The 20,607-nt window shown below is 72.2% G+C and carries 24 protein-coding genes; 17 read left to right on the top strand and 7 right to left on the bottom strand.

What is annotated here, in order from left to right:
- Positions 1-159: 159 nt before the first annotated feature.
- The 7 genes from ACWDBE_RS34285 to ACWDBE_RS34255 form a co-directional block, all read right to left on the bottom strand.
- Positions 160-387 (bottom strand): hypothetical protein, encoded by a 228-nt coding sequence (locus ACWDBE_RS34285; protein ID WP_449809896.1) that lies wholly within the window; start codon positions 385-387, stop codon positions 160-162.
- A 22-nt stretch (positions 388-409) separates the two neighbouring features.
- Entirely contained in the window at positions 410-700 is a 291-nt protein-coding gene (locus ACWDBE_RS34280) for a hypothetical protein (RefSeq protein ID WP_449809895.1), read from the bottom strand.
- Between the two features lie 145 nt (positions 701-845).
- On the bottom strand, positions 846-1,754 hold the full coding sequence (locus ACWDBE_RS34275; RefSeq protein ID WP_449809894.1) for a hypothetical protein: 909 nt from the start codon (positions 1,752-1,754) through the stop codon (positions 846-848).
- A gap of 190 nt (positions 1,755-1,944) precedes the next feature.
- A complete protein-coding gene (gene dnaB / locus ACWDBE_RS34270; protein ID WP_449809893.1) occupies positions 1,945-3,441 on the bottom strand; it encodes a replicative DNA helicase in 1,497 nt (498 codons plus the stop codon).
- A 77-nt stretch (positions 3,442-3,518) separates the two neighbouring features.
- Positions 3,519-4,769: a hypothetical protein gene (locus ACWDBE_RS34265; RefSeq protein WP_449809892.1), complete on the bottom strand. Its 1,251-nt coding sequence runs from the start codon at positions 4,767-4,769 to the stop codon at positions 3,519-3,521.
- Between the two features lie 382 nt (positions 4,770-5,151).
- Positions 5,152-5,886: a glycosyltransferase family A protein gene (locus ACWDBE_RS34260; protein WP_449809891.1), complete on the bottom strand. Its 735-nt coding sequence runs from the start codon at positions 5,884-5,886 to the stop codon at positions 5,152-5,154.
- A complete protein-coding gene (locus ACWDBE_RS34255; RefSeq protein ID WP_449809890.1) occupies positions 5,883-6,692 on the bottom strand; it encodes a GntR family transcriptional regulator in 810 nt (269 codons plus the stop codon). The genes ACWDBE_RS34260 and ACWDBE_RS34255 overlap by 4 nt, the downstream gene beginning before the upstream one ends.
- A 395-nt stretch (positions 6,693-7,087) precedes the next feature.
- On the opposite strand from ACWDBE_RS34255, the gene ACWDBE_RS34250 reads away from it, so the two are divergent.
- From ACWDBE_RS34250 to ACWDBE_RS34170, 17 genes are all read left to right on the top strand, one after another.
- Positions 7,088-7,876 (top strand): hypothetical protein, encoded by a 789-nt coding sequence (locus ACWDBE_RS34250; protein ID WP_449809889.1) that lies wholly within the window; start codon positions 7,088-7,090, stop codon positions 7,874-7,876.
- Positions 7,877-8,044: 168 nt separating this feature from the next.
- Positions 8,045-8,524 carry a hypothetical protein gene (locus ACWDBE_RS34245; protein WP_449809888.1) on the top strand — a complete coding sequence of 160 codons (480 nt, stop codon included), beginning with the start codon at positions 8,045-8,047 and terminating at the stop codon, positions 8,522-8,524.
- An 85-nt stretch (positions 8,525-8,609) separates the two neighbouring features.
- Positions 8,610-8,840, top strand: coding sequence for a hypothetical protein (locus ACWDBE_RS34240; protein WP_449809887.1), 231 nt, complete (start codon positions 8,610-8,612; stop codon positions 8,838-8,840).
- A 47-nt stretch (positions 8,841-8,887) separates the two neighbouring features.
- On the top strand, positions 8,888-9,091 hold the full coding sequence (locus tag ACWDBE_RS34235; RefSeq protein ID WP_449809886.1) for a hypothetical protein: 204 nt from the start codon (positions 8,888-8,890) through the stop codon (positions 9,089-9,091).
- 114 nt (positions 9,092-9,205) lie between these two features.
- On the top strand, positions 9,206-9,454 hold the full coding sequence (locus tag ACWDBE_RS34230; protein ID WP_449809885.1) for a hypothetical protein: 249 nt from the start codon (positions 9,206-9,208) through the stop codon (positions 9,452-9,454).
- A gap of 177 nt (positions 9,455-9,631) precedes the next feature.
- The gene (locus ACWDBE_RS34225) at positions 9,632-9,823 is read left to right on the top strand and encodes a hypothetical protein (RefSeq protein WP_449809884.1); all 192 of its coding nucleotides are present in this window, start codon (positions 9,632-9,634) and stop codon (positions 9,821-9,823) included.
- A 123-nt stretch (positions 9,824-9,946) separates the two neighbouring features.
- Positions 9,947-10,633, top strand: a complete 687-nt coding sequence (locus tag ACWDBE_RS34220; RefSeq protein WP_449809883.1) for a hypothetical protein — start codon at positions 9,947-9,949, stop codon at positions 10,631-10,633.
- Positions 10,633-12,831, top strand: a complete 2,199-nt coding sequence (locus ACWDBE_RS34215) for a hypothetical protein (RefSeq protein ID WP_449809882.1) — start codon at positions 10,633-10,635, stop codon at positions 12,829-12,831. The genes ACWDBE_RS34220 and ACWDBE_RS34215 overlap by 1 nt, the downstream gene beginning before the upstream one ends.
- Positions 12,832-13,005: 174 nt before the next feature.
- Entirely contained in the window at positions 13,006-15,279 is a 2,274-nt protein-coding gene (locus tag ACWDBE_RS34210; protein ID WP_449809881.1) for a hypothetical protein, read from the top strand.
- A gap of 143 nt (positions 15,280-15,422) precedes the next feature.
- The gene (locus ACWDBE_RS34205) at positions 15,423-15,995 is read left to right on the top strand and encodes a hypothetical protein (protein ID WP_449809880.1); all 573 of its coding nucleotides are present in this window, start codon (positions 15,423-15,425) and stop codon (positions 15,993-15,995) included.
- A gap of 117 nt (positions 15,996-16,112) precedes the next feature.
- Positions 16,113-16,253 (top strand): hypothetical protein, encoded by a 141-nt coding sequence (locus ACWDBE_RS34200; RefSeq protein WP_449809879.1) that lies wholly within the window; start codon positions 16,113-16,115, stop codon positions 16,251-16,253.
- Positions 16,254-16,373: 120 nt separating this feature from the next.
- A complete protein-coding gene (dnaN, locus tag ACWDBE_RS34195; protein ID WP_449809878.1) occupies positions 16,374-17,576 on the top strand; it encodes a DNA polymerase III subunit beta in 1,203 nt (400 codons plus the stop codon).
- Positions 17,577-17,613: 37 nt separating this feature from the next.
- Positions 17,614-17,979 (top strand): OB-fold nucleic acid binding domain-containing protein, encoded by a 366-nt coding sequence (locus ACWDBE_RS34190; RefSeq protein WP_449809877.1) that lies wholly within the window; start codon positions 17,614-17,616, stop codon positions 17,977-17,979.
- 122 nt (positions 17,980-18,101) lie between these two features.
- Complete coding sequence (locus ACWDBE_RS34185; protein WP_449809876.1) at positions 18,102-18,536, top strand: hypothetical protein; 435 nt, start codon at positions 18,102-18,104, stop codon at positions 18,534-18,536.
- Positions 18,537-18,553: 17 nt separating this feature from the next.
- On the top strand, positions 18,554-18,922 hold the full coding sequence (locus ACWDBE_RS34180; protein WP_449809875.1) for a hypothetical protein: 369 nt from the start codon (positions 18,554-18,556) through the stop codon (positions 18,920-18,922).
- A gap of 86 nt (positions 18,923-19,008) precedes the next feature.
- Positions 19,009-19,611, top strand: coding sequence for a hypothetical protein (locus ACWDBE_RS34175; RefSeq protein WP_449809874.1), 603 nt, complete (start codon positions 19,009-19,011; stop codon positions 19,609-19,611).
- A gap of 39 nt (positions 19,612-19,650) precedes the next feature.
- Positions 19,651-20,580 carry a hypothetical protein gene (locus ACWDBE_RS34170; RefSeq protein ID WP_449809873.1) on the top strand — a complete coding sequence of 310 codons (930 nt, stop codon included), beginning with the start codon at positions 19,651-19,653 and terminating at the stop codon, positions 20,578-20,580.
- The last annotated feature ends 27 nt before the right edge of the window (positions 20,581-20,607 follow it).

Raw genomic sequence — 20,607 nt, 5'->3', positions numbered from 1 at the left:
CGATGGAAATATTCCATGAATAACGCGCCATATCACTCTAATGAGTGACGAGGCGCGGCGGGCACATGCGGCCCGGGGTGCAGGAGGGGCGCTACGGCGGCCCTGAGGGCTTGCCACCGCTCGGCCGGACCAGGAGACCGACCGAGCGGTGATCGCCCGTCACAAGGGCGGCGGGACGGCTTCCCGGCCCGCCTCGGTCGCCGACACGGCGTCCAGTTGATCGAGGTAGTACAACGCCGAGATCAGATGGGTCCGGGCCTGCGGCAAGGTCCGGCTGTGTGGGTCCTGGACCCGGAGTGCGAGCAGATCCACAGCAGCGTCGGCTGCGGCTTGCGCGGCCCAGACCGTGCCGTCCACGAACATGTTCGGGTCGTGCTGGAAGGGCACCTGGTCTTGCGGGTCGGTGCCGTCATCCTCGGCGCAGGTGAGCCCGGTCAGTCGGCTGGCTGCGAAGCGGATCTCGTAGTAGGCCCGGCCGACCTGGTCCTCGCCGAGGCTCGTTCGGCCCGGCCATGTACTCGCCGTCCTGTTGGCCGGCCCGTGCGATCTCGGCGTCCCGGGTCTGGCCGACCCTGCGCCACAGCAAGCCGAGCAGGAACGCGAGGCGCAGCTCGGGGTTCCAGCGGCTCAGCTCCTTCACTCTCTCGGGCACTTCGATGCCCAGGGCGTGCAGGGCCGCGCGCACTTGCTGCTCCGTCACCCGGAGGCCTCTCCTTCGTGCTGGTCCGTCAGGGTCAGAGGTTCAGGTCCGAGGCGTGGGCACCGGGGGCCAGGCGCCGTCCACCCGCGTGCCGTCCGAGGTCGTCGGCCGGTTGACCTGGGGCCAGGAAGGCCCGGTCACCCGGTCAGCTCTTCCATGCCACGCGGTGGACGGTCCGGTCTTGCTTGGACATGTGACGCTCCACGCGGACGAGAACTTCGGCGGGGCTGTGACGCTTGAGCACAAGCAGTGGGTTGCAAAACTCAACCATGATCGCTGCGGGGGAGTCCGGGTCGATCCAGCGTAGGAGGGGGTGCTGGACATCAACGTCGCCGATGACCGAGGTGGTGACTACGCAGGGAGTCTCGTGGTCCAGGATGGTGCGCTTCAGGTCGAGTCCAACGCTTTCGAGCACGTCGGCGCGGGATCCGCCGATCGGCCGGTCGGCGTGCATCCGTTCCCAGCGTTCGATGACGACCAGGTCGGGTTGCACGCCCCGCATCGCCCGGCTGACCGTGTCGGGGGTGGGGTTGTGCGTCTCGTTGACGACCAAGGTGGGGCGGGTCAGCTCGGGCGGGTAGCTGGTGAACAACAGGACCCGCTTGCCGGCGGCAGCCGAATGGACGGCGACGGCCGTACCGGCCGGGGCCTCTCGGCTGCCCCGCTTGGCGATGAGGCCGGCCAGGTGTTTGTGGTTCAGGTCGATCAGGTCGGTGAACTCGGGCCAGGGCGTCTCCAGCGGCGACGCGTGGCGAGACCAGTCTCCGGGCCATCGTTGGGCCACCGAGCCGGGAGTCGCCCTGGCCCACTCGCTGAGCAACGCCGTGGTCTCGGGATCGTCTGCCTTCGCACGGAAGCCAGCGGCCACGTGGATGCCGTCGCCGAGCAATCGGTCGTACATGGTGCGGATGTCCAGCCGACAGGGCTCGTGCACCGGGTAGGGACCCCACAACCATTGCTTTTCGTGCTTGACAATACCCTCGATACGGATTTTGCCGTCCGGTTCCGCCTCGATCGGCCTCAGGCATACGACGCAGTCGTACAGGCTGCTCAACACATTCCCTCCTGTCATGGCGGTGTACGGCGGGTCCGCCACCATGTTGTTGTTGCCGTGGTGCCCCGGCGCTGCCGGTCGAACGCCTGGATCGTCTCCTACGGGTCGATCTCGGCCCCGCCCGGGCCAGGGGGCGCGAGCGGGGCCGCCAGGCGTTCTGAGGGGCGCTCAGAGGCGTCCTCGGGCCTGTTCAACGATCGAGCCGGTCCTCGCGCAACATGTCCACGAAGCGGCTGTAGTGCCCCTGGAAGCCGACCGTGATGGTGGAGGTCGGGCCGCCCCGGTGCTTGGCGACGATCAGGTCGGCCTCGCCGGCCCTGGGGGATTCCTTCTCGTAGGCGTCCTCGCGGTGCAGCAGGATGACGATGTCGGCGTCCTGCTCCAGGGAGCCGGACTCGCGCAGGTCGGACACCATCGGGCGCTTGTCGGTGCGCTGTTCGGGGCCGCGGTTGAGCTGCGAGAGTCCGACGACGGGAACCTTGAGCTGCTTGGCGAGGAGCTTGAGGTTGCGGGAGATGTCGGAGACCTCCTGCTGGCGGTTCTCGGGGCTGCGGGTGCCGGACTTCATCAGCTGGATGTAGTCGATGACGATCAAGCCGATGCCGTGCTGCTGCTTGAGCCGACGGGCCTTGGCCGCGACGTCCATGACGGTCAGGTGCTCGCTGTCGTCGATGAACAGCGGGGCGCTGGCGTAGTCGTCGTAGTACCGGGCGAAGCGGGCCCAGTCGTCGTCGGTCATGTCGCCGGTCTTCATGTGGTGGTGCGCGATGCGGGCATGGGCGGACATGATCCGCTCCTCGATCTCCTCGCGGCCCATTTCCAGCGAGAACAGCGCGGAGGGGATCTTGTTGTCGATCGAGCAGGCGCGGGCGAAGTCCACGGCGAGGGTGGACTTCCCGATCGCGGGGCGGGCCGCGATGATGACGAACTGTCCTGGCCGCAGGCCGCCGGTGAGGGCGTCCAGGTCCCGGAAGCCGGTGGAGACGCCCTGCAGCCCGCCCTTGGCGTTCTTGCGGGCCTCGATGCGGTCGGCGAGGGAGTCGGCGGTGGCGCCGAGCGGACGGATCTCGGTCGAGGTGTCGCGCCCGAGGACGCCGAACAGCTCGGACTGGGCGGCGTCGACGACCTCGTGCACGTCGCCCTCGCCGGTGAAGCCGAGGTTGGCAATGCGGGTGCCGGACTCGCTGAGACGGCGGAAGACCGCTCGCTCGTGGACGATGTTGGCGTAGTACTCGGCGCTGGCGCCCACCGCCCCGTTCGCGCAGTCGTGCAGGTATCCGGGGCCGCCAGCCCTGACGAGGTCACCGCGGCGGGTGAGCTCGCCGGCGACGGTGATGGCGTCGGCCGGCTCGCCCTTGGCGAACAGCGCCAGGATCGCGTCGTGGATCAGCTGGTGGGCCGGCCGGTAGTAGTCGCCGGGCTGGAGCACGCCGACCACGTCGCCGATGGCGTCCTTGGACAGCAGCATCCCGCCAAGGGTGGCCCTCTCCGCCGCCAGGTCGTGCGGGGGCACCCGCTCGATGCCGCCCAGGCCCTCGGCCCCGTCGTCGGCGGCCTTCCTCGCCCGGCTCCGGGCCGGCCGCTTCCGCCGGCCGGAGTCCTGCTCCTCGTACGGGTCCTCGGGAACGTCGAAGTCGTCGGGCTCGGGGAGGTCGTTGAGATCGGCGTGCTGCTGGGGGATAGTCATGGTCAGGCTCCTAGCTGGGGTCTTCGGCGGCCGGGCCTTTCCAGGGGCTCCCGGCCGCCGTTCCACGTTCTGGGCGCTCAGCGAGCGAACCGCACCCGCGACGGGTGGCAATCCGGGCAGGGAACGACCCTGTCGCTCTCCAGGTCCGGATCGGCGATGGTGCGCATCATCAGGCTCATCGGCTGCTCGCCGTCGTTGCACTTCCCGCACCAGTCCGGCGTGCGGGGCTTGGCCTGCGGCCGCACCTGAGCAGGCAGGGCGAGCCCCTCCTCGGAGGCGGTGTCCTCGGTCGCGAACACGGCCTCCCGCAGCTCCAGGTTCTTGATCCGGAACTCCAACACCGTGCCGTGCACGCGCGGCGCCGCTTTGCCCTCCTCCGATCGGGTCAGCCACATCCGCAGGGAGGCGTCGAGCTTCCACCCGGTGTCCTCGACGGCGCGCGCCAGCTCGCCAGCCAGGTTGCGGGCCTTCAGCCGGCCGACCGCCCACTTTCCGGGCAGCCGCATCAGGAAGTCGACGGAGGCCTGGAGCAGCTCGGGGTCCACGGGAGCGAGTTCGGCAGCGACCTCGGCCGTCTGGCCGGCCTCGGGCCGGTCCCTCCTCGGCGCAGCCGCCGCGTCCCGTGAGGGACGCCCGTGAGGGGAGGGGGAGGAGGTAGTTCCTACCTCCCCCGGGGGGTGTGGGGGGTTTCCGGCATTGCCGGAAGCAGAGCTGACCTGCGGAAACGTCGATTCCCCGCCTCTGCTTCCGGCAATGCCGTTTCCGGCAATGCCGGAAGCAGACTTGACCTGCGAAGATCGCTTTTTTGTCCTGATTTGATCTCTGCTTCCGGCAATGCCGTTTCCGGCAATGCCGGAAGCAGAGCTGACCTGCGGAGATTCGATGTCGGCCGGATCAGGGGCGGGTCGGTAGTCGGGGTTGTAGGCGGGCCACTCGTAGTACTCGTACGCCACGCCCGCGGAGCGCCGGCCGTCCTTGGAGCGCATGTTGATGAGCCGGATGTAGCCCTTGCCGCGCAGCCGCTTGAAGGACTCGTAGACCGAGTCCCGTGAGACCAGCCGGGAGCCGTTCGCGCTGACGACGCCCTGGCTCTGCAGCCGCTCGATCAGCGTGATCGGGGTGACGACGAGCGGCGGGGCGTCCTTCGGCCGACGGGCCTGTTCGCCGAGCATGAAACCAAGTTCGACCAGGACCAAGAGGTCCAACGGGTACTCGACCCGGGTCGGCCCGCTGCGCATGTGGGCGTGCACCGGCACCGAACTGACCGGGCCGCGCTGGCTGATGGCCGCGTGGTCGCGGGGCTCCTGGGCGGCGGTCTGGGCGCTCACTTCTTCGCCCCCAAGGCGGCGTGCACCTGGGCCAGCCCGGCCGGGCCGACCGGAGGGGCGCAGCGCGCGGTGCGCCCTGCGGGGGTGTGGGTGGTGGTGGGGGTGGTGCGGGACAACGGGGCTTGCCTCTCCGCCGTCGCCGAACCGACGGTGCCAGGCGACGCCACACGGCCCGGGCGATGAGACGAGTGTCTCTCGCCGCGGGCCGGGTACGCCTGGTACCGTCGGTCCAGCAACAGCTGAATAGCTACGTGAAGCGCAGCGGCCCAAATCTTGGCGGATGAGGGGCCGCTTCGCTGTTTTCTGGGGTGCCTCAGGGGCACTAGCCGAGCCTAGCCCCCTGCGGGGACGGCTCTCGCGGCTTCCAAGTGCGTGTCCCGGCCTACCGCCGAAGCGCCTCGGCGTGCTTGCGGATGGCTCCCATCCGGGCCTCCCACTCGGGTCCGCTGGTGTGATCGGAGTGGGCGGTGGTCTGACCGGGGTGCTTCCGGTAGTGCAGACCGGTCTGCTCGATGAACCACCCATCAGCGAGGACGTCGAGCGCCATCAGGAGAGCGGTGTCCTCAGACGCTGGCAGCGCCATCCATCCGCCGGCCAGCGCCAGGAGTTCCTGGCGGACGCACAGGGTCGCGGGGTGCACCTGTGGCCGGTGAGATGTCGACCAGTAATCGAACAGGGCTCCACGAGGCATTCGGCCGGCCTCGGGGTCGCCGAGCGTGTAGTGAACGAGGGTGCCATCCGGCATCAGGTCCAGTACCCGCGAGACCGTCCACCCGACGTCGGTTTGCTGCTCAAGAACCTGGATGTCGCGGGCGAGCGCCCCCGGAGGCAGAACGTCGTCTGCGTCGAGAACCTTCACCAAGCTGCCGCTGCTGCGGCCCCAGGCCATGGTCCGGCTGACTCCCGGACCTCCCTTCCGGTTGCCGCTGACCTTCACCCGGAGATCGGTGACGATACCGGCGGGAACCTCGGAACCGTCGCCGCCATCGACCTGGATCAGCCACTCCCAGTCCCAGCCATCCGGCAGGATCTGGGCGGCCAACGACTCGTAGGCGCTCGCGAGGTATGGGATCGCGGCGTCGTGTACGGGAGTGACGATCGAGAGGAGCTCGCTCACGCGGTGGCCCACCTTTCCAGAGGGACGGTGTACTGGAGCTCAGTGCGTTCCCCCGGCAGGACGACGTGGGAGTACTCCACGATGTCGCCGTCGGTGGAGACGCTCGTCTTGTCCAAGAGCAGAACGGCAGCGCTGGGTGGAATTCCCAGCTTCTTGGCCTCGGCCGCCGTTGCGATACGCACGCGAATTGCGTCGTCGATGCGGTCGATTTCGATGCCAACAGTGCTCAGTTGGTGGTGAGTACCGCCCGGCCACGGCTCGCGCTCGCTGTCCAGCAGGTCGGGATTCTGTGCGGCGACGGAGTGGACCATGTAGGAGTCGATCAGCGACAGGGCAACCGGATCACCCGGAGTGCTGTGCCAGTAGTTTCGGTGGAGCATCAGGGTGCCGGCCTCGACGCCGAATCGTGCCGCCATCTCGGCAGTCGCAGGCTCGGCGTTATACACCGCATGGCATTCGACCTGGTCATGGTCGAGGCCGGTGTCCCGTTCGACTACACCGTTATTGCTGCGCTCGCCGACAGGCAACCGAGCGAGTTTTTTCTCCCAGTTGTAGCGCTCCTGGTGGCGCCTGATGTTCTGAGGCGGCCGGCGTCGGACGGTCGTGCCGTGTCCGCGTGAGGTAGTGACCAGCCCCTCCGTTTCCAGCGCGGAGTACGCGGCACCCACGGTGGTTTTGGACCCGTACCCCTCGGCCACCAGAGTCCGGATGTGGGGCAGCGGATCTCCAGGCTGATAGGCGCCCGACGAGATCTCTGCCGCAAGGCGATCTGCGAGCTCACGCCATTTCGGCGTCTTCGGTGACATGGGATCTACCTCCTTTCGTGACGCCAGTGAACCACAGTCCCGGGACTGCGACAAGGATTGCAGTCCCGGGACACACTGTCCCGGGACTGTTGACAGTCCCGGGACAGTGGTGTCATTGTTTCATCACGCACCGCAGTCCTGGGACTACGGACCAGGCTGTGGTGTGCACAAGCAGCCCTGCTCCGCTTCGGCGGGGACTGAGTCGAGCCCATCCGCTCCTCGGGACCCGCAGTCGCGGGGGCTGTCACATATCAGCACTACCCCACAGCGCTGCTGCGCTGTCTGTGCGCCAGGACCGCCGGCCGATCGGGCCGCAGGCCCTGGCGGGCGGAGAGAGCAGCAAGTCCCGCTCCCCGGTTTCTCCCCCGCGCTTCTCCGCCTGCCTGGAGGCCCCGATGCCCGCTCGCACCCGCACCAAGCGCCGCTCCGCTCTCCCCGCCATCCGGATCAGCCGGCTGCGCCCCAGCACCTACAACCTCCGCACCGGCGAGGTCCGCACGATCGTCTGCCCGGACTGCCAGACCTGGCAACGCATCATGGGCGACACCACCCTGACGATCCGCGACCACCACGCGACCGACCTCAGCGGCGCCGACCTCGCCGCCGGCCTGAGGGACCGCCGCTGCCCCTCCGCCCGCCGGATCGTCCTCGTCGACCTCTCCGCCGACAAGCTCGCGAAGTGGCAGAAGGCGCAGGACCGCCGGATCTCCCCGGACGCGATGCCCGCCGAGAGCCGCCGCCCGACCGCCGTCCTGAAGAAGATCAAAGCCCCGGCCGCCCCGGCCCTGCACCAGCTCGTCCCGGCCCCGGCCACCGCCGACTCCGCCCGCCGCGCGTACGAGAAGCACCGCAGCCACTGCTCCTACGGCTGCACCACCAAGACGGAGCACGGCACGCTCCACGTGACGCACTGCACCGACGGCGAACGCCTGGGCGCCACCTACCTGCGCCTGCTGCGCCGTGAGCCCCAGCAGCGCCGCAACCGCGTGCTGTACGAAGAGATCCACGCCGCCGCAGAGCGCGCTCGCGCCCGCCAGTTCCCGACCCGCCGAGCCACGGAATGGGCCGTCGTCAAGCAGGCCGTCGCCAACGCCGACGCCCAGCGGGCCAAGCCGCTGGTCGGCGCCCTCGGCCCGATCCGCGGCATCGAGGCCCCCCGCCAGACGCTGCGCCCCACCGCCTGACACACCGCCAGGACGAACGACCACGGCCGCCGCCCACCCCAACGATCACGACGGGGTGGGCGGCGGCCGTGGCTGCTCGTACAGCCAGCAAAACCAACACGGCCCCCGGGGATTGCGCCCCCGGGGGCCGGCTTCCGAATCCGCCCACGCTTCCTGGGAGTGATCCGCTTGTCCAGCATGCCCCACCCGTTCGCCGAACAGTCCACCGCCCCCGCGGTGGTGGCGACCCGCACCGCGATCGGCTCCCTCGACACCCTCTACACCCGGTACTCCACCGCCGTGGAGGCCCTGGTCCTCGGCCTCCTCGCCCGGGCCAGCCGCCCCACCGCCTCGGACACCGCCGACGACCTGACCGCCCAGGTCTGGGCGGACGTCACCGAGTACGTCGCGCTCGGCGCCGAGGTCTCCTGGACCGACCTGGAGACCACCGCCGCCCTCGCCGTCGACGCCTGGACCCGCGAGGCCACCTGGACCGACACCGAGATCCCGACCAACGACATGGCCCGCTTCGCCGACCCGGTCGACGTCGCCGCCCTCGCCGCGGACCACGTCGACGCCGCCGGCTACCTGCCCGTCCCCCGCCCCCTGCGCCCCGCCAACACGTCGATCGCGTTCGCGCAGCTGCGCCGGCTGCCGCTGGCCGGGTGATCCCGATGGCCGACCACAACCTCAACGGCGGCTACGGCAACAAGCCGATCCCCACCCCGCCCCCGCAGCCCACCGGCGGTGGCCAGTGACCGCCACCCACCTCTGCCGCGCCTTCGCCAACGGCACCGGCAAGCCGCCCACCCCGTCGACCCCGCCCGCGCCCACCCCCCACCGGCGGTGGCCAGTGACCGCCACCGACACCACGGTCCACATGGACCTGCTGCTGCGCATCGCCCGCGAGAAGCAGGCCCGCACCGTGCACCGCCGGCCCGAGGAAGCGGCCCCGGCCCGCCCCTCGGCCCCGACCCCGAAATAGAGCGCCGCCTACCTGCCAGGCGGCGTCAACCCCGAGAGGACAACCCGTTGGACAACCACCCCGGACACCAGCCGATCCGCCGGCCCGGCGTGCTGCGCCGAGCCCTCGACGCGATCGGCGGCTACGACACCTACCTCTGTCCTGACCCGACCTGCGACGTGCGGGTCCGCGTGCGCGGCATGAGCCCCGGTGAGCAGCGCCGCTACCAGGAGCTCGCCGCCGACCACGGCCGCCACAGCAGTCAGAACTGACCGCTTCGGACGACGCCGTTCGCCGCCGCGCCCCGCCCCCAGATCAAGGGGGTCGGTGCGCGGCGGTGTTCGTCGGTGCCCGACGCACCGTCCCTCCGACCCCCGGGAGTAGCCATGTCCCAGACCACCACCGCCCAGCCGCAGGCCCCCGCCGCGCAGGGCTCGTACCACTTCATCCTCACCCTGCAGGCGTCCCTCGGGAGCGGCTTCCAGGTCTTCACGACCGAGGGCACGCACACCCCGGCCGTCGGTTGGACCCGCGCCGACTTCTACAAGGCGATCCGCGACGCCGTCGTCCAGCAGCAGCCCGAGCTGGCGCGCGCGAACACGATCTTCTTCGACCTCCAGCCCAACCGGATCTGACCCCTGGTCGCTGTCGTGCGCCTTCGCCCCGGTCCGCCGGAGGCGAGGGCGCACGGCCGGCCTGGTCGATGCGGCGTGCCCGGAGGCTGCCTCCCGCCACCCCGTCGCCGTCGCGGCCGGGTGGCGGAAGGGAGCAGCTGGTCCCGCTCCACCACGCCCCTTCCCTTGGAGGTCTTCGTGACCATCTCCCTGCTGGTGCTGTTCCTCGTGCTCAGCGTCGTGCTGCTGCGCGGTCAGGAGCACGGCGGTGTCGGCCGGGCTCTCGTCTTCGGCCTGACCGGGTTTCTGCTCGCCTCCACGTCGGCGGGCCCGGCCATCAGCGACGTGCTCGGCAAGCTCGCCGGGGCCGTCACCCAGATCGGTGGCTGACGGCGGCGGTCTCCTCTGGTCCCCGGACCCGGCCCCGTGGCCGGCGGCCGGTGGCCGGTGAAGACGCCCCGGCGTCCCGCTCCACCTCGCGCTCCCTGTCCCACTCACCGAGAGGTACTCGGCATGAGCATCCCGCCCCAGCCCAGCGACAACGGCAGCGGCAAGTTTGAGAAGCCGTCCGCGCCCGTCCCGCCGGCGGCCCCCCGCCGCCAGACCAACATCAGCAAGAACAACACCCGCTCGCTGTTCCCGGTGAACGTCACCATCAACGCCCCCTCGACCTCGACGGCCGCGAGCTCCTCGGCCGCGGGCTCGTCGGCGGCGAGTTCCTCGGCCGCCGCCGCGAGCAGCAGCGGCTCCTCGTCCGGCGGAGGCTCGAACCTGGTCCGGCTGGTCCACCAGCTGGAGCGCATCGAGTTCACCACCGACCGCGACCTCTTCCTCTACGCGAAGACCCTGCGGGCGATCGGCCTGGAGCTGCACATGCGCATCGGCATGGACGCCGACGTCGTCGCCGCCGTCCTGTCCCAGTACAAGGGCAAGTGGTACACGTTCGGCCTCGAATCGAAGGTCCGCGGCAAGCTCGTCGGCGCGCACCTGCGGGCCGGGTCCGAGGCCGCCAAGATCGTCGGCCTCGCCGGCGTGAAGATGTACGCCGCCTTCGTCCGGCACTTCGTCAAGCCGGAGACCGAGGCGGCGGAGCGGGCCCGGCGCAACCAGGGCCGCGGCGGACGCGGCGGATTCTCCATCGGCGACAACGCCAGCACGCGTGGCCCCGGCCACCCCGGTGAGGCAGGAGGACGGTACTGATGGCACGCAACACCGACAGCGGCCCCGTCGAGGGCCGCTGGTCGCGGCTCAACGCCGCGCGCACCGCCGCGAAGGAGCGCGTCGAGCAGAACGGGCCGTGGCTGACCTACGGGGTGCCGTGGGCGGCCCCGGTCGTGGGCGGCCTGCTCGTTGAGATCGGCCACCTGACGTGGGGCGGCGACCCGGTCACCACTCCGGTCGCCACCCTCGTCACCGCCACCCTCGGCGTCGGCCTCTCCCGCTGGATGTCCTTCCTGGACCGCCGGTCCAAGAAGGACAAGGCCACCGAGATCGTCCACCAGGCCAACGTCGGCCTGGGGACGGTCGCCGCGACGGCCGGCCTGATCGCCGGACTCGACAACGCGCTGCTCGCGCAGGCCTGGCTCGCCCTGGGCGTCGCCCAGGCCGCCGCGAACAACATGTGGAGCAAGTTCGGCGGGAAGGCGGGCAAGGAGGCGAAGGAGGGCGGCAAGCTGGCCCGGCTCGAGTCCGAGATCGGCCTCGCCAAGATGGAGATCCACGAGGCCAAGTCGAACGGCAAGGGCACCGTCCACGTCCAGATGGAGGCGAAGGACGGCGCCACCGCCGAGGACTTCGCCCGCAAGGTGCCCGCGATGGCCTCCGCCATGAAGCTCGGCGCCGGCCGCATCACCCACACCGTCGACGACGACGACTCCTCCCGGATCAGCGTCCGCATCCAGGTCGCCGACCTCCTCAAGGCCGGCTTCCCCTGGACCGGCCCCAGCGCGTTCGGCAGCAGCTTCGGCGACCTGCCGATCCCGCTCGGCCGCTACGAGGACGGCGAGGACCTCCTCATCAACATCCCCGGCCAGCTCCGCGACCCCGGCCCGCTGAAGAACGGCAACGTGGAGCACTGCATCGCCATGGGCGTCAACGGCGCCGGCAAGACCCAGGCCAACAAGATCCTCATCACCGAGGCGTGCACCCGCACCGAGGTCACGGTCATCGTCATCGACTGCAGCAAGTTCGCCCAGGACTTCGGCCCCGTGCAGCACGGCGTGTGGCCGATCGAAGACGAGTCGGCCGCCAGGATCTTCTTCAAAAAGCTCGGCCCGGTCATCAAGGCCCGCTCCGCCGCCCTCGCGGCCAAGGGCCTGACGGTTTGGAAGCCCGGCTGCGGCATCAACTTCCTCGTCATCATCGGCGAGGAAGCCGCCGACTTCGCCGACGGCGAGGCCTACAAGAAGGTCCTGCGCACCGCCCGCGCCGCCGGCATCTGGTTCGAGTCGTCCCTCCAGCGCGCCACCCACGACAACATGGACACCGACGCCCGCGCCAACAGCCCCGCCGGCCTGTGCTTCGGCCTGCGCGACGGCGCCGACGCCCAGTACTGCCTGCCGGACGAGGCGATCGACGCCGGCGCCTGGCCGCAGTGGGGCAACCGCAAGCCCGGCTACCTGTACGCGGCCGGGCTGGGCATCCCCGAGGACCGGTGGGCCATCACCGCCCGCACCTCCTACGCCAACAATGCCGACCTGGCCGCCGCCGTCACCGCCGGCGCCGCGATCCGCACCCCGCTCGACACGGTCACCGCCGAGGCGTTCGGCGAGCTGTGGACCAGCCGCACCGTCTACCCCGAGCCGCTGCTGGGCGAGGACGACGTCCCCACCCTCGGCCTCGGCCCCACCACCCCCACCCAGCCCCAGCAGGTCGCGGACCCGGCCGACTGGCTGCCCAAGCCGGTCCGCCACACCAACACCCCGCCGGCCATCCAGGCCCCTGTGATCGAGGACATCGACGACGTGGACGAGGACACCGTGGCCAAGGAGATCGCCGAGCTCACCGAGATGCTCCAGCAGGTCGCCGACGACGACCCCGAGCCCGGCCAGTACACCGACACCATCGAGCAGGACATCGAGCCGCCCGCCCAGGACGCCCCCACGCTCGACCTCACCGCCGACGCGACCGAGCGCCTCACCACCGACCAGGCCCGCCAGATGCTCTACGAGCGCCTCGACCAGTGGATCCGCGCCGGCCGTTTCAGCTTCGCCCCGCGCGACGTCGCGGACATCATGCTCCGCGTCGACCTCAAGGACTCCCGCCGCTGGTTCTACCGCGAACGCGACCGCCTGATCGCCGACGGCGTGATCAGCGAGGACGAGTCCGAGGCCGGATTCGGCAGCTACGACCTCCTCCGCTCCCCCCTCGACCCCGGCCCCGACAGCAACGGACAGTGACCGGACCGGGGTGCGCACTGTGCGGGACCCCCGCACAGTGCGCACCCCCCGGGGTCCCTTAGAACCACAGGCGCCTATCGGCCGCACACTGCCGCGCACAGCCCGAAAAACACCTATTCGTCCCCGGCGCACTGTGCGCCCGCCGCCCCCTGCGCACATTACGGAAGGTAACCAGTGAGCCCGACCAAGACGCCCACCCGGCGTCCCACCACCACCCGCCGCAAGCCCGCCGCCAAGACCCCGGCGCCCCGCCCGACCGCCCCGGCCGACGTCCAGTCGGACACCCCGACCGAGCTCCCCGCGACCTTCACCGTCCGGCCCGCTGCCGACCCGGTCCTGGCCGACGCCGCCGACCGCGCCGCCGACGTCCTGGCCCTCGCCGAGGACCAGGCGCTCGCCCTCCTCGCCCGGGCCGCCGTCACCGCCGGCCGCGACCTGACGACCGCCGAGCAGTGGGCAGTCGAGGCCGAGCAGCTGCGCGCGGACGCCGCCGCCGAGGCCGAGGCGGCCACGCAGCGCGCCGAACTGGCGGCCCGGCGGATCCTCGACCTGGCCAACGACCAGGCCGACCTGATCCGCCAGGCCGCGGCCGAGGACGCCCAGAAGCGGCGCGAGGAGACCGACGCCGACGCCCACGCGGCGGCCGACCGGCTGCTGGAGGAGGCCACCCAGCGGGCCGGGACACTGCTGGCCGAGGCCGAGCAGCGCGCCACCGCCGTCCGCGCCCAAGCCGAGCAGAACGCCGAGCGGATCGTCGCCGACGCCGAAGAGCAGGCCCGCCAGCTGGCGGCCGGCATCACCGCCACCGCCGAGGAACAGGCCGCCAAGCTGCTCGGGGAAGCCGAGCGCGGCGCCGAAACGACGCTGCGCCGGGCCGCCGACGACCTCGCCGACCTCCACGAGCAGCTGGACGACGCCCGCCACCAACTGGAGCGCACCCGGGAGAAGGCCGAGCAGGACCTGACCGGTGCACGGGAACTCGCCGCCGCCGTCCAGCGGAACGCCACCGGTTCTGCCGATCGGACCCTGACCGAGGCCGCCACCGAGGCCGAGGCGATCCGCACCCGCGCCGCCGCCACCGCCCGACAGATCCTCAAGGCCGCCGAGGAACAGGCCGAGGAGACCCGCACGGAAGCCGAGGCAACCGCCGGCCGCGTCACCGAAGCCGCCCGCGCCGAAGCCGACTCGGTCCGCGAGGACGCCGAATCCGAAGCCCGCCGGCTGCGGGAGGAGGCCGCAACCGACGCACAGGAGCTCCGCGAAGAGGGCGCCCGCGAGGCCGCCGACCTGCGCGAGCGCGGAGAACAGGCCGTGCAGCGCCTGCGCCGGGACGCCCAGGCCGCCATCGACGAGGCCCGGGAAGCCACCAGCGACGAGCTGCGCCGGGCCAGCTCGAAGCGGGGCAAGGCCGAGGCCGACGCCGAGCGGATCCGCAACACCGCCCGCCGCGACGCCGACAAGGTCGTCGCCGAGGCACTGGCGCAGGTCGCGGAGGCCGAGGCACGGGTCACCGAGCTGACCGAGGAGCAGCAGCGTCTGGAAGCCGCCGCGGCCGCCCGCTACGACAGCTGGTACCGGAGGTCCCACCGCTGGTACCTGGGCCGCATCCCGTGGCTGCTCACCCGCGGCGTCCTGTGGGCGGGCCTCGTGTTCACCAGCACGCGCGAGCACCAGCTCGCGGTGGTGGCCGGCATGCACGACACGCTGGCGTGGTTCCTCGCCGTCTGCCTGGACGGCTGGGTGATCGCCGCGACTCGCAGCAAGATGATCAAGGAGACCCGCATCGCGCTCGCCGTGATGATGCTGTGCCAGATCGCCGCGATCCTCACCGACCTCCACCTGCTCGGCGTCACCCAGGACGCTCACGGAGAGTGGAAGATCCAATGGGGCCTGGCGATCCCGCTCGCCATGGTCGTGCCCACCGCGATCTGGCGCGTCCACGAGCTCATCGACCACGGCAAGGACGCTCACCGCGAGCAGGCCGTGCCCGGGACGGCTGCGGCCGCGCCCACCACTGCCCCCGGCGGCGCTCACGGGGTCCCTGCCCCGCGCCCGCCGCACGGCGGCCAGCCGCTGCCCGCCGCTCACGGCACAGCCGTCTTCGGACCGGGCTCTCACGGCGAGCGCTCACGTGAGCGTGAGATCGCCGCAGGTGGCGGGACTAGTGACGAGCAGCGCGCACTCCCGCCCGGTGCCCCGCCGGGCCCCGTCGCTCACCAGGAAACGCCGCTGAGCGACGCCGCGCTCATGTATGCCCGCAAGGCGACCACCCGCACCCTGTACGACGCGCTCGGCCGCCGGCCGTTGGCCGCCGAGATCCACGCCGCGCTCACCGAGCGCGGTCTGCTGACCGGCACGCCCGAGCAGACGCGCAGCACCTGCCAGCGCGTGCGCGACGCGGTCGAACGCGACGAGCCCGCGCTCAAGCCCCCCGCTCGCACTCCGTAACCAGACCCGACAACGACAGTTCACGCCCCGACTCCTCCGGTGGCCCCCGCGCGGACGACCGCCCGGGGGCCGCCGAAGACGCCGAAGCGTCCACGGCCGACGACCGGCCGCACCCTCCCGACCCAGCCGGAAGGACACCCGCCATGACGTACCCCCAGCCGACGGGGCAGCAGCCCGCGCACCCGCCGGTGCCACTGACGTACTACCCCGAGCAGCCGCGCCCCCTGTACGGCCCCGACGCCACCGCCTACGTGGTGCTGCCCACCGGCGCCGCCCCCCTGCACCAGGGCGTCGTCCAGGCCATCGGCCCCGACGGCCAGCCCCTCCTCCTCGCCCAGGCGCCGGTCCCCGCCTACGGCATGCCCGCCTACCAGCCGATGCCCCACCCGGTGGCCTTCCAGCCGCCCGTCCAGCAGCAGGCCACCCCCGCCACCATCCAGGACTACCTGACCCCGGGCATGGTCAAGCTGCTGCTCGGCACCCTCGCCGTCGGCGGCGCATCCGTCGCCCTGGTCTTCGTCTTCCAGGCCATCGTCGCCGCGGCCGCCGCCCTCCAGACCGTGGCGATCGTCGCCGCCATCGTCTTCGGCGGCATCTTCCTCAGCCGCCTCGCCGGCGGCGGTGGCGGCGCCAAGGTCAACAACAAGATCAGCATCGACGTCGACGCCATCGCCGGACGCCGCATCAAGATGCGCACCCCCCGCCGCTGGCTCTAACCCCGCGGGCCGACCGGCCCCGCCCTATCAGGTAGCGCCCGCCGCGAGCCGCTCGGCGCGCTGACCGTCCGCGACCTCGCCACCCTCCTGGCCGGCCTGCCCGATCACGCCCCCGTGATGGTCCTCGTCCCCGGCTGGAACGGCACCGCCGAACTCGTCGCGGACCGCGTCGACGACTACGACGACTGCCTGCTGCTCGACACCGACTACCCCACCTGCGACCCGTTCAGCCAGTCCCGGGAACGGCGCGCCGCCTGACCCGCCTCACCTCGCGGCCCGCACACCGCCCACCCGGCCCGCCCCAGCGCGGCCGGCACCCCGCTCGATCCCCTGCCCACTGCCCGAACCAATCCCCCCCGATCTGAGAGGCCCTGCTCGATGAAGCTCCGCGCCGATGCCGACAAGCTCGCCGACGCCGTCTCCTACACCGCCAAGGCCCTGCCCGGCCGAGCCGCGTTCCCCGTCCTGCTCGGCATGATGCTGACCACCACGACCACCGGCCTGCACCTGGCCGCCAGCGACACCGAGGTCTACGCGACCGCCGCCGTCACCGCCGAGATCGCCGACGACGGCCGGGCGCTCGTCTCCGGCCGGCTGCTCGCCGACATCTGCGCCCGCCTGCCCAAGACCGCCCAGGTCGACATCGAGCTGGACGACTCCAACGGCCGCCTGATCCTCGCCTGCGGCACCGCCCGGTTCAACCTGCCGACCCTGCCCGCAGACGAGTACCCGGCCCTGCCCGCCCTGCCGGACGCCGTCGCCACCACCGGCGCCGAGGACTTCGCCGCGGCCGTCGCCCAGGTCGCCGTCGCCGTCGGCACCGAGGACGCGCTGCCCGCCATGACCGGCATCGAGATGAGCCTGGACGGCACCGACCTGATCCTCGCCGCCACCGACCGGTACCGGATCGGCCGCCGCGCCCTGACCGTCCGCCCCACCGGCACCCTGCCCACCGTCCCGGCGAAGAAGCGCCGCCGCAAGGCCGACGACGAGACCGGCACCGCGCCGGAGACCGAGGGCGCCCGGATCCTGATCCCCGGCAAGACCCTCGCGGACGCCGCCCGCGCCCTGTCCGGCGACCACACCCTCACCCTGCACTGGTCCGAGGGCCTGTTCGCCCTCTCCCTGCCCGGCGGGCGCAGCTACATGACCCGCCTCCTGACCGGCTACGCCTTCCCGGTCTTCGACAAGATGTTCGCCGCCGACCGGCCCCTGGCCGTCACCGTCCAGGCCGCCGACGCGGCCGCCGCCGTCCAGCGCGTCGCCCTGGTCGTGGGGCGCAACACCGCGATCCGGCTCCACATCACCGACGGCGAAGTGGCCGTCGACGCCGGGTCCGGCGACGACGCCCACGCGAGCGACCGCATCCCCGCCAACGTGACCGGCGACCTCGGCCTGCCGCTGACCATCGCCTTCAACCCGGGCTACCTGCTCGACGCGCTCAAGGCGCCCGGCACCCCCGAGGCCCGGATCGAGATCGCCCACCCCCACCAGCCCGTGCGCCTCGTCGGCCGCACCGACGAGATCGACGAGGCCTACCAGCACCTGCTGATGCCGATCCGGGTCACCGAGACCAGCTGACCACCACCAGCCGCCCGAGAACCGAAGGAGTTCCGTGATGACCGACAACCTCGCCCGCCTCGCCGCCGCCCCCGCCCGCTCCCTGATCAGCGTCGACGGCATCGTCACCGACAGGACCCACCCCGACAACCACACCACCCGGATCGTCCTCACCGACACCTCCGGCTCCCTGACCGTCACCATCCCCTACAACGCGACCGGCGGCACCGCCGCCTACAACACCCTGGACCTCGGCATGTTCGCCCTGATCGCCGGACGGATCGAGAACCAGGGCGACGGTGAGCCGCACCTGGCCGCCGCAGTCGTGGAGTTCACCGACCGGCAGACCACCCGGGACCTGCTGGCCCTGCCCGACCTGGTCGCCGAGGTCCTCGGCCGGTCCCGCAAGGCCATCGGCTCCTGACGAGCGGTCGGCCGACGCCGGCCCCGGCCCCTCACCCCCACCGGCACCGGCGGGGAATGGGGTGCCGGGACCGGCGCGGCTGCCCGGTCACCAGGACCGCAGCCCCGCAGAAGGGACACCCAATGGCCCTGCTCGACACCGTCCTCGCCCGGCTCGGCGCACTCACCGGCCGCACCCGCGCGTACACCACCCGCGCCGGGATCGACCAGCACAACGCCCGCACCGACCAGGACATCCGCACCGAGCGCACTCGCGCCGACCGGCGCGCCCCGAAGGTCCTCACCGACCCGCTCTCCTACCAGCCCGGCCTGCTCGACGCCCGCGCCGCCGTCCTCGACCTCGCCGTCTACCTCGAACACCTCGGCGCCGCCGCCGGCTGGCAGGAACAGCCGCCCGCCCTCGTCGCCGCGCTGTACGGCGCCGCGGACGACGCCGCCGCGCTCGCCGACGAGCTGACCGCCGCCGCCTACACCACCCTCCCCGCCGCGGGCCCCGTCCCGGCCTGGCTCCAGGCCCAGCTCGACGCCCGCAACCCGGCAACGCCCGACGCCGCCTGATCCCCGAAAGGCCCCGCGTGCCCCCCACCCCCCGACTTCTCCAGGCCCTGCTGGACAAGCTGCCCGCCCGCCGCCCCGCCCCGCGGCCCCTCGTCGACCGCGACCACCTGCCCAGCGTCTACCTGCCCGCACCGCCGGCCCCCCGCGAGCCCGCGATCCCCGAACCGACCTGGGAACCGTGGCTCATCGACCAGCAGAGCGACGACCCCGCCACCGACCCGGCCACCGGAGACCGCCCGGACGACCGCTCGGCCGACGCCACGAACGCGTGCTTCCTGGACGGCGCCCCGTACGACGGCGACGGCATCCTCGGCCGCTACTGCTCCTGGGCCTGCGCCGACGCCGACGAGCCGATCAGCCTCCTCGGCGACACCCCCACCCGCTGACACAACACCACACCCGCACCCCGCCCGGGCCCGGCCGCACGCACCGCGCGGCCGGGCCCCGGCACATCCGGAAGGACCCGCCCGCGATGACCACCACCTCCGCCCCGGCCACCGACCGGCCCCGCTGGCACCACGACGCCCGCCGCAACCTCGCCGACATCGACACCTTCTTCCGCCTGGAGTGGCACACCCTCGACACCCCGGCCAAGACCGTCGCCGCCGGTGTCGCCCTCACCGCCACCGTCACCGCCGCGGCCCTGATCCTCGGCGCCGGCTGGACCATCGCCACGCTGCTCGGCATCCTGCTCGGCCTCACCGGCCGCACCGGCCTCGACGCCTGGCACTGGCTCCAGACCACCCGGCCCTGGGACGCCGCCGACCGCCTGGTCCACATCGTCAGCGACCCTGTCCACCGCTACCTCGCCGCCCACAGCGAGACGATCCCGTTCACCGCCGGCACCCTCTTCACCGCCTGGTGGGTGACCGGCCTGCTCCTGTTCATCGCCGTCCACCGCCGCCCCGGACTCACCGGCCGCACCGTCGCCTGGACCCTCTGGGCTGCCGGCACCACCGCCGCCGTCTGGGCCGGAACCGAGCCCGCCAGCCGCTGGACCACCGCCGGGATCACCGCGTTCCTCCTCACCCTCGCCTCCCTGTCCGCCTACACCCCCACCCGCACCGGCAGCTGACAACCGGACACCGACACACCCCGACCCGGGAGACCACCCATGACGACCACCGCGCCGATCACCGACCTGATCACCCCCGGCCGCTTCCCCACCAGCCCGCTCGCCCTGCGCACCGCCGACCCCGGCCGGCAGGCCCAGGTCCGTGCCTTCGCCTCGGAGCAGACCGCCGCGGCCTGCACCGCCGCGATCCGGATCGTCGACCTCTGGGCGCAGGCCGGCACCCACGCGGACCGCATCACCGCCCTCGACCAGGTCCACGCCGAGCTGATCGAGTGGCGCTACCGCCTTGCCCTCGCGGCGGCCAGCCGCCTCGGCCAGGGCCTCGCCCACAACCCCGAGCGCTTCCGCACCCCGATCACCGAGGACACCCCCAACATCGACCGGATCGGCCAGGTCGGGCGGCTGCGGGAAGGCTCGGTGTGGAACGCGACCACCCGCACCTACACCGGTGGCGTGTCCACCCCGGCCTGGGAGGCGATGGCCCGCTACGGCCGCGCCGCCCGGGCCCGGTTCGCCATGGAGGCCCCCGACGACGACGAACTGCAGAACTGGATCACCCTGCCCAACGGCATCCGCCTGGCCGGCAACCGAATTGTCCGCGGGGCCGCCGCCCGCGACGTCGCCAAGCACCTGACCGCCCGCGTCGCCGCGCGAGGCCTGGACGCCTCCCGGATGGAGACCGGAGGAGACCCGATCTACACCGTCACCCCCGACTCCGAGCACAGCGTCCTCCTGCACCAGTGGGCGCTGATCCTGCTGTCCACCCCGGCTCCGACGCTCCAGGACTACCTGACCGCCCGCTACCTGATGTTCCAGGCCCCGCGGACGAAGAAGGGCTCCGACGCCGTCACCCGTGTCTTCGCCGTCGCCGTCGGCGCCGTCCTCCTGGGCACCCAGGCGCCCGCCCTGCCCGACGACATCGACCTGCGCTGCTACGTCCTCGGCCAGGCCGCCGCCTGCCGGTCGTAACCCGACGGCACACCCCACCCGGCGTCC

Source organism: Kitasatospora sp. NPDC001132 (assembly GCF_053598415.1).
This window is presented reverse-complemented; position numbering and strand designations above follow the sequence as displayed.

What these genes read in the sequence shown, in the direction of transcription:
- ACWDBE_RS34215 (WP_449809882.1), top strand. Translation starts at nt 10,633, where the DNA reads ATGGCACGCAACACCGACAGCGGCCCCGTCGAGGGCCGCTGGTCGCGG.
- ACWDBE_RS34200 (WP_449809879.1), top strand. Translation starts at nt 16,113, where the DNA reads ATGGTCCTCGTCCCCGGCTGGAACGGCACCGCCGAACTCGTCGCGGAC.
- ACWDBE_RS34220 (WP_449809883.1), top strand. Translation starts at nt 9,947, where the DNA reads ATGAGCATCCCGCCCCAGCCCAGCGACAACGGCAGCGGCAAGTTTGAG.
- ACWDBE_RS34250 (WP_449809889.1), top strand. Translation starts at nt 7,088, where the DNA reads ATGCCCGCTCGCACCCGCACCAAGCGCCGCTCCGCTCTCCCCGCCATC.
- ACWDBE_RS34185 (WP_449809876.1), top strand. Translation starts at nt 18,102, where the DNA reads ATGGCCCTGCTCGACACCGTCCTCGCCCGGCTCGGCGCACTCACCGGC.
- dnaN (WP_449809878.1), top strand. Translation starts at nt 16,374, where the DNA reads ATGAAGCTCCGCGCCGATGCCGACAAGCTCGCCGACGCCGTCTCCTAC.
- ACWDBE_RS34230 (WP_449809885.1), top strand. Translation starts at nt 9,206, where the DNA reads ATGTCCCAGACCACCACCGCCCAGCCGCAGGCCCCCGCCGCGCAGGGC.
- dnaB (WP_449809893.1), bottom strand. Translation starts at nt 3,441, where the DNA reads ATGACTATCCCCCAGCAGCACGCCGATCTCAACGACCTCCCCGAGCCC.
- ACWDBE_RS34175 (WP_449809874.1), top strand. Translation starts at nt 19,009, where the DNA reads ATGACCACCACCTCCGCCCCGGCCACCGACCGGCCCCGCTGGCACCAC.
- ACWDBE_RS34255 (WP_449809890.1), bottom strand. Translation starts at nt 6,692, where the DNA reads ATGTCACCGAAGACGCCGAAATGGCGTGAGCTCGCAGATCGCCTTGCG.
- ACWDBE_RS34205 (WP_449809880.1), top strand. Translation starts at nt 15,423, where the DNA reads ATGACGTACCCCCAGCCGACGGGGCAGCAGCCCGCGCACCCGCCGGTG.
- ACWDBE_RS34190 (WP_449809877.1), top strand. Translation starts at nt 17,614, where the DNA reads ATGACCGACAACCTCGCCCGCCTCGCCGCCGCCCCCGCCCGCTCCCTG.
- ACWDBE_RS34170 (WP_449809873.1), top strand. Translation starts at nt 19,651, where the DNA reads ATGACGACCACCGCGCCGATCACCGACCTGATCACCCCCGGCCGCTTC.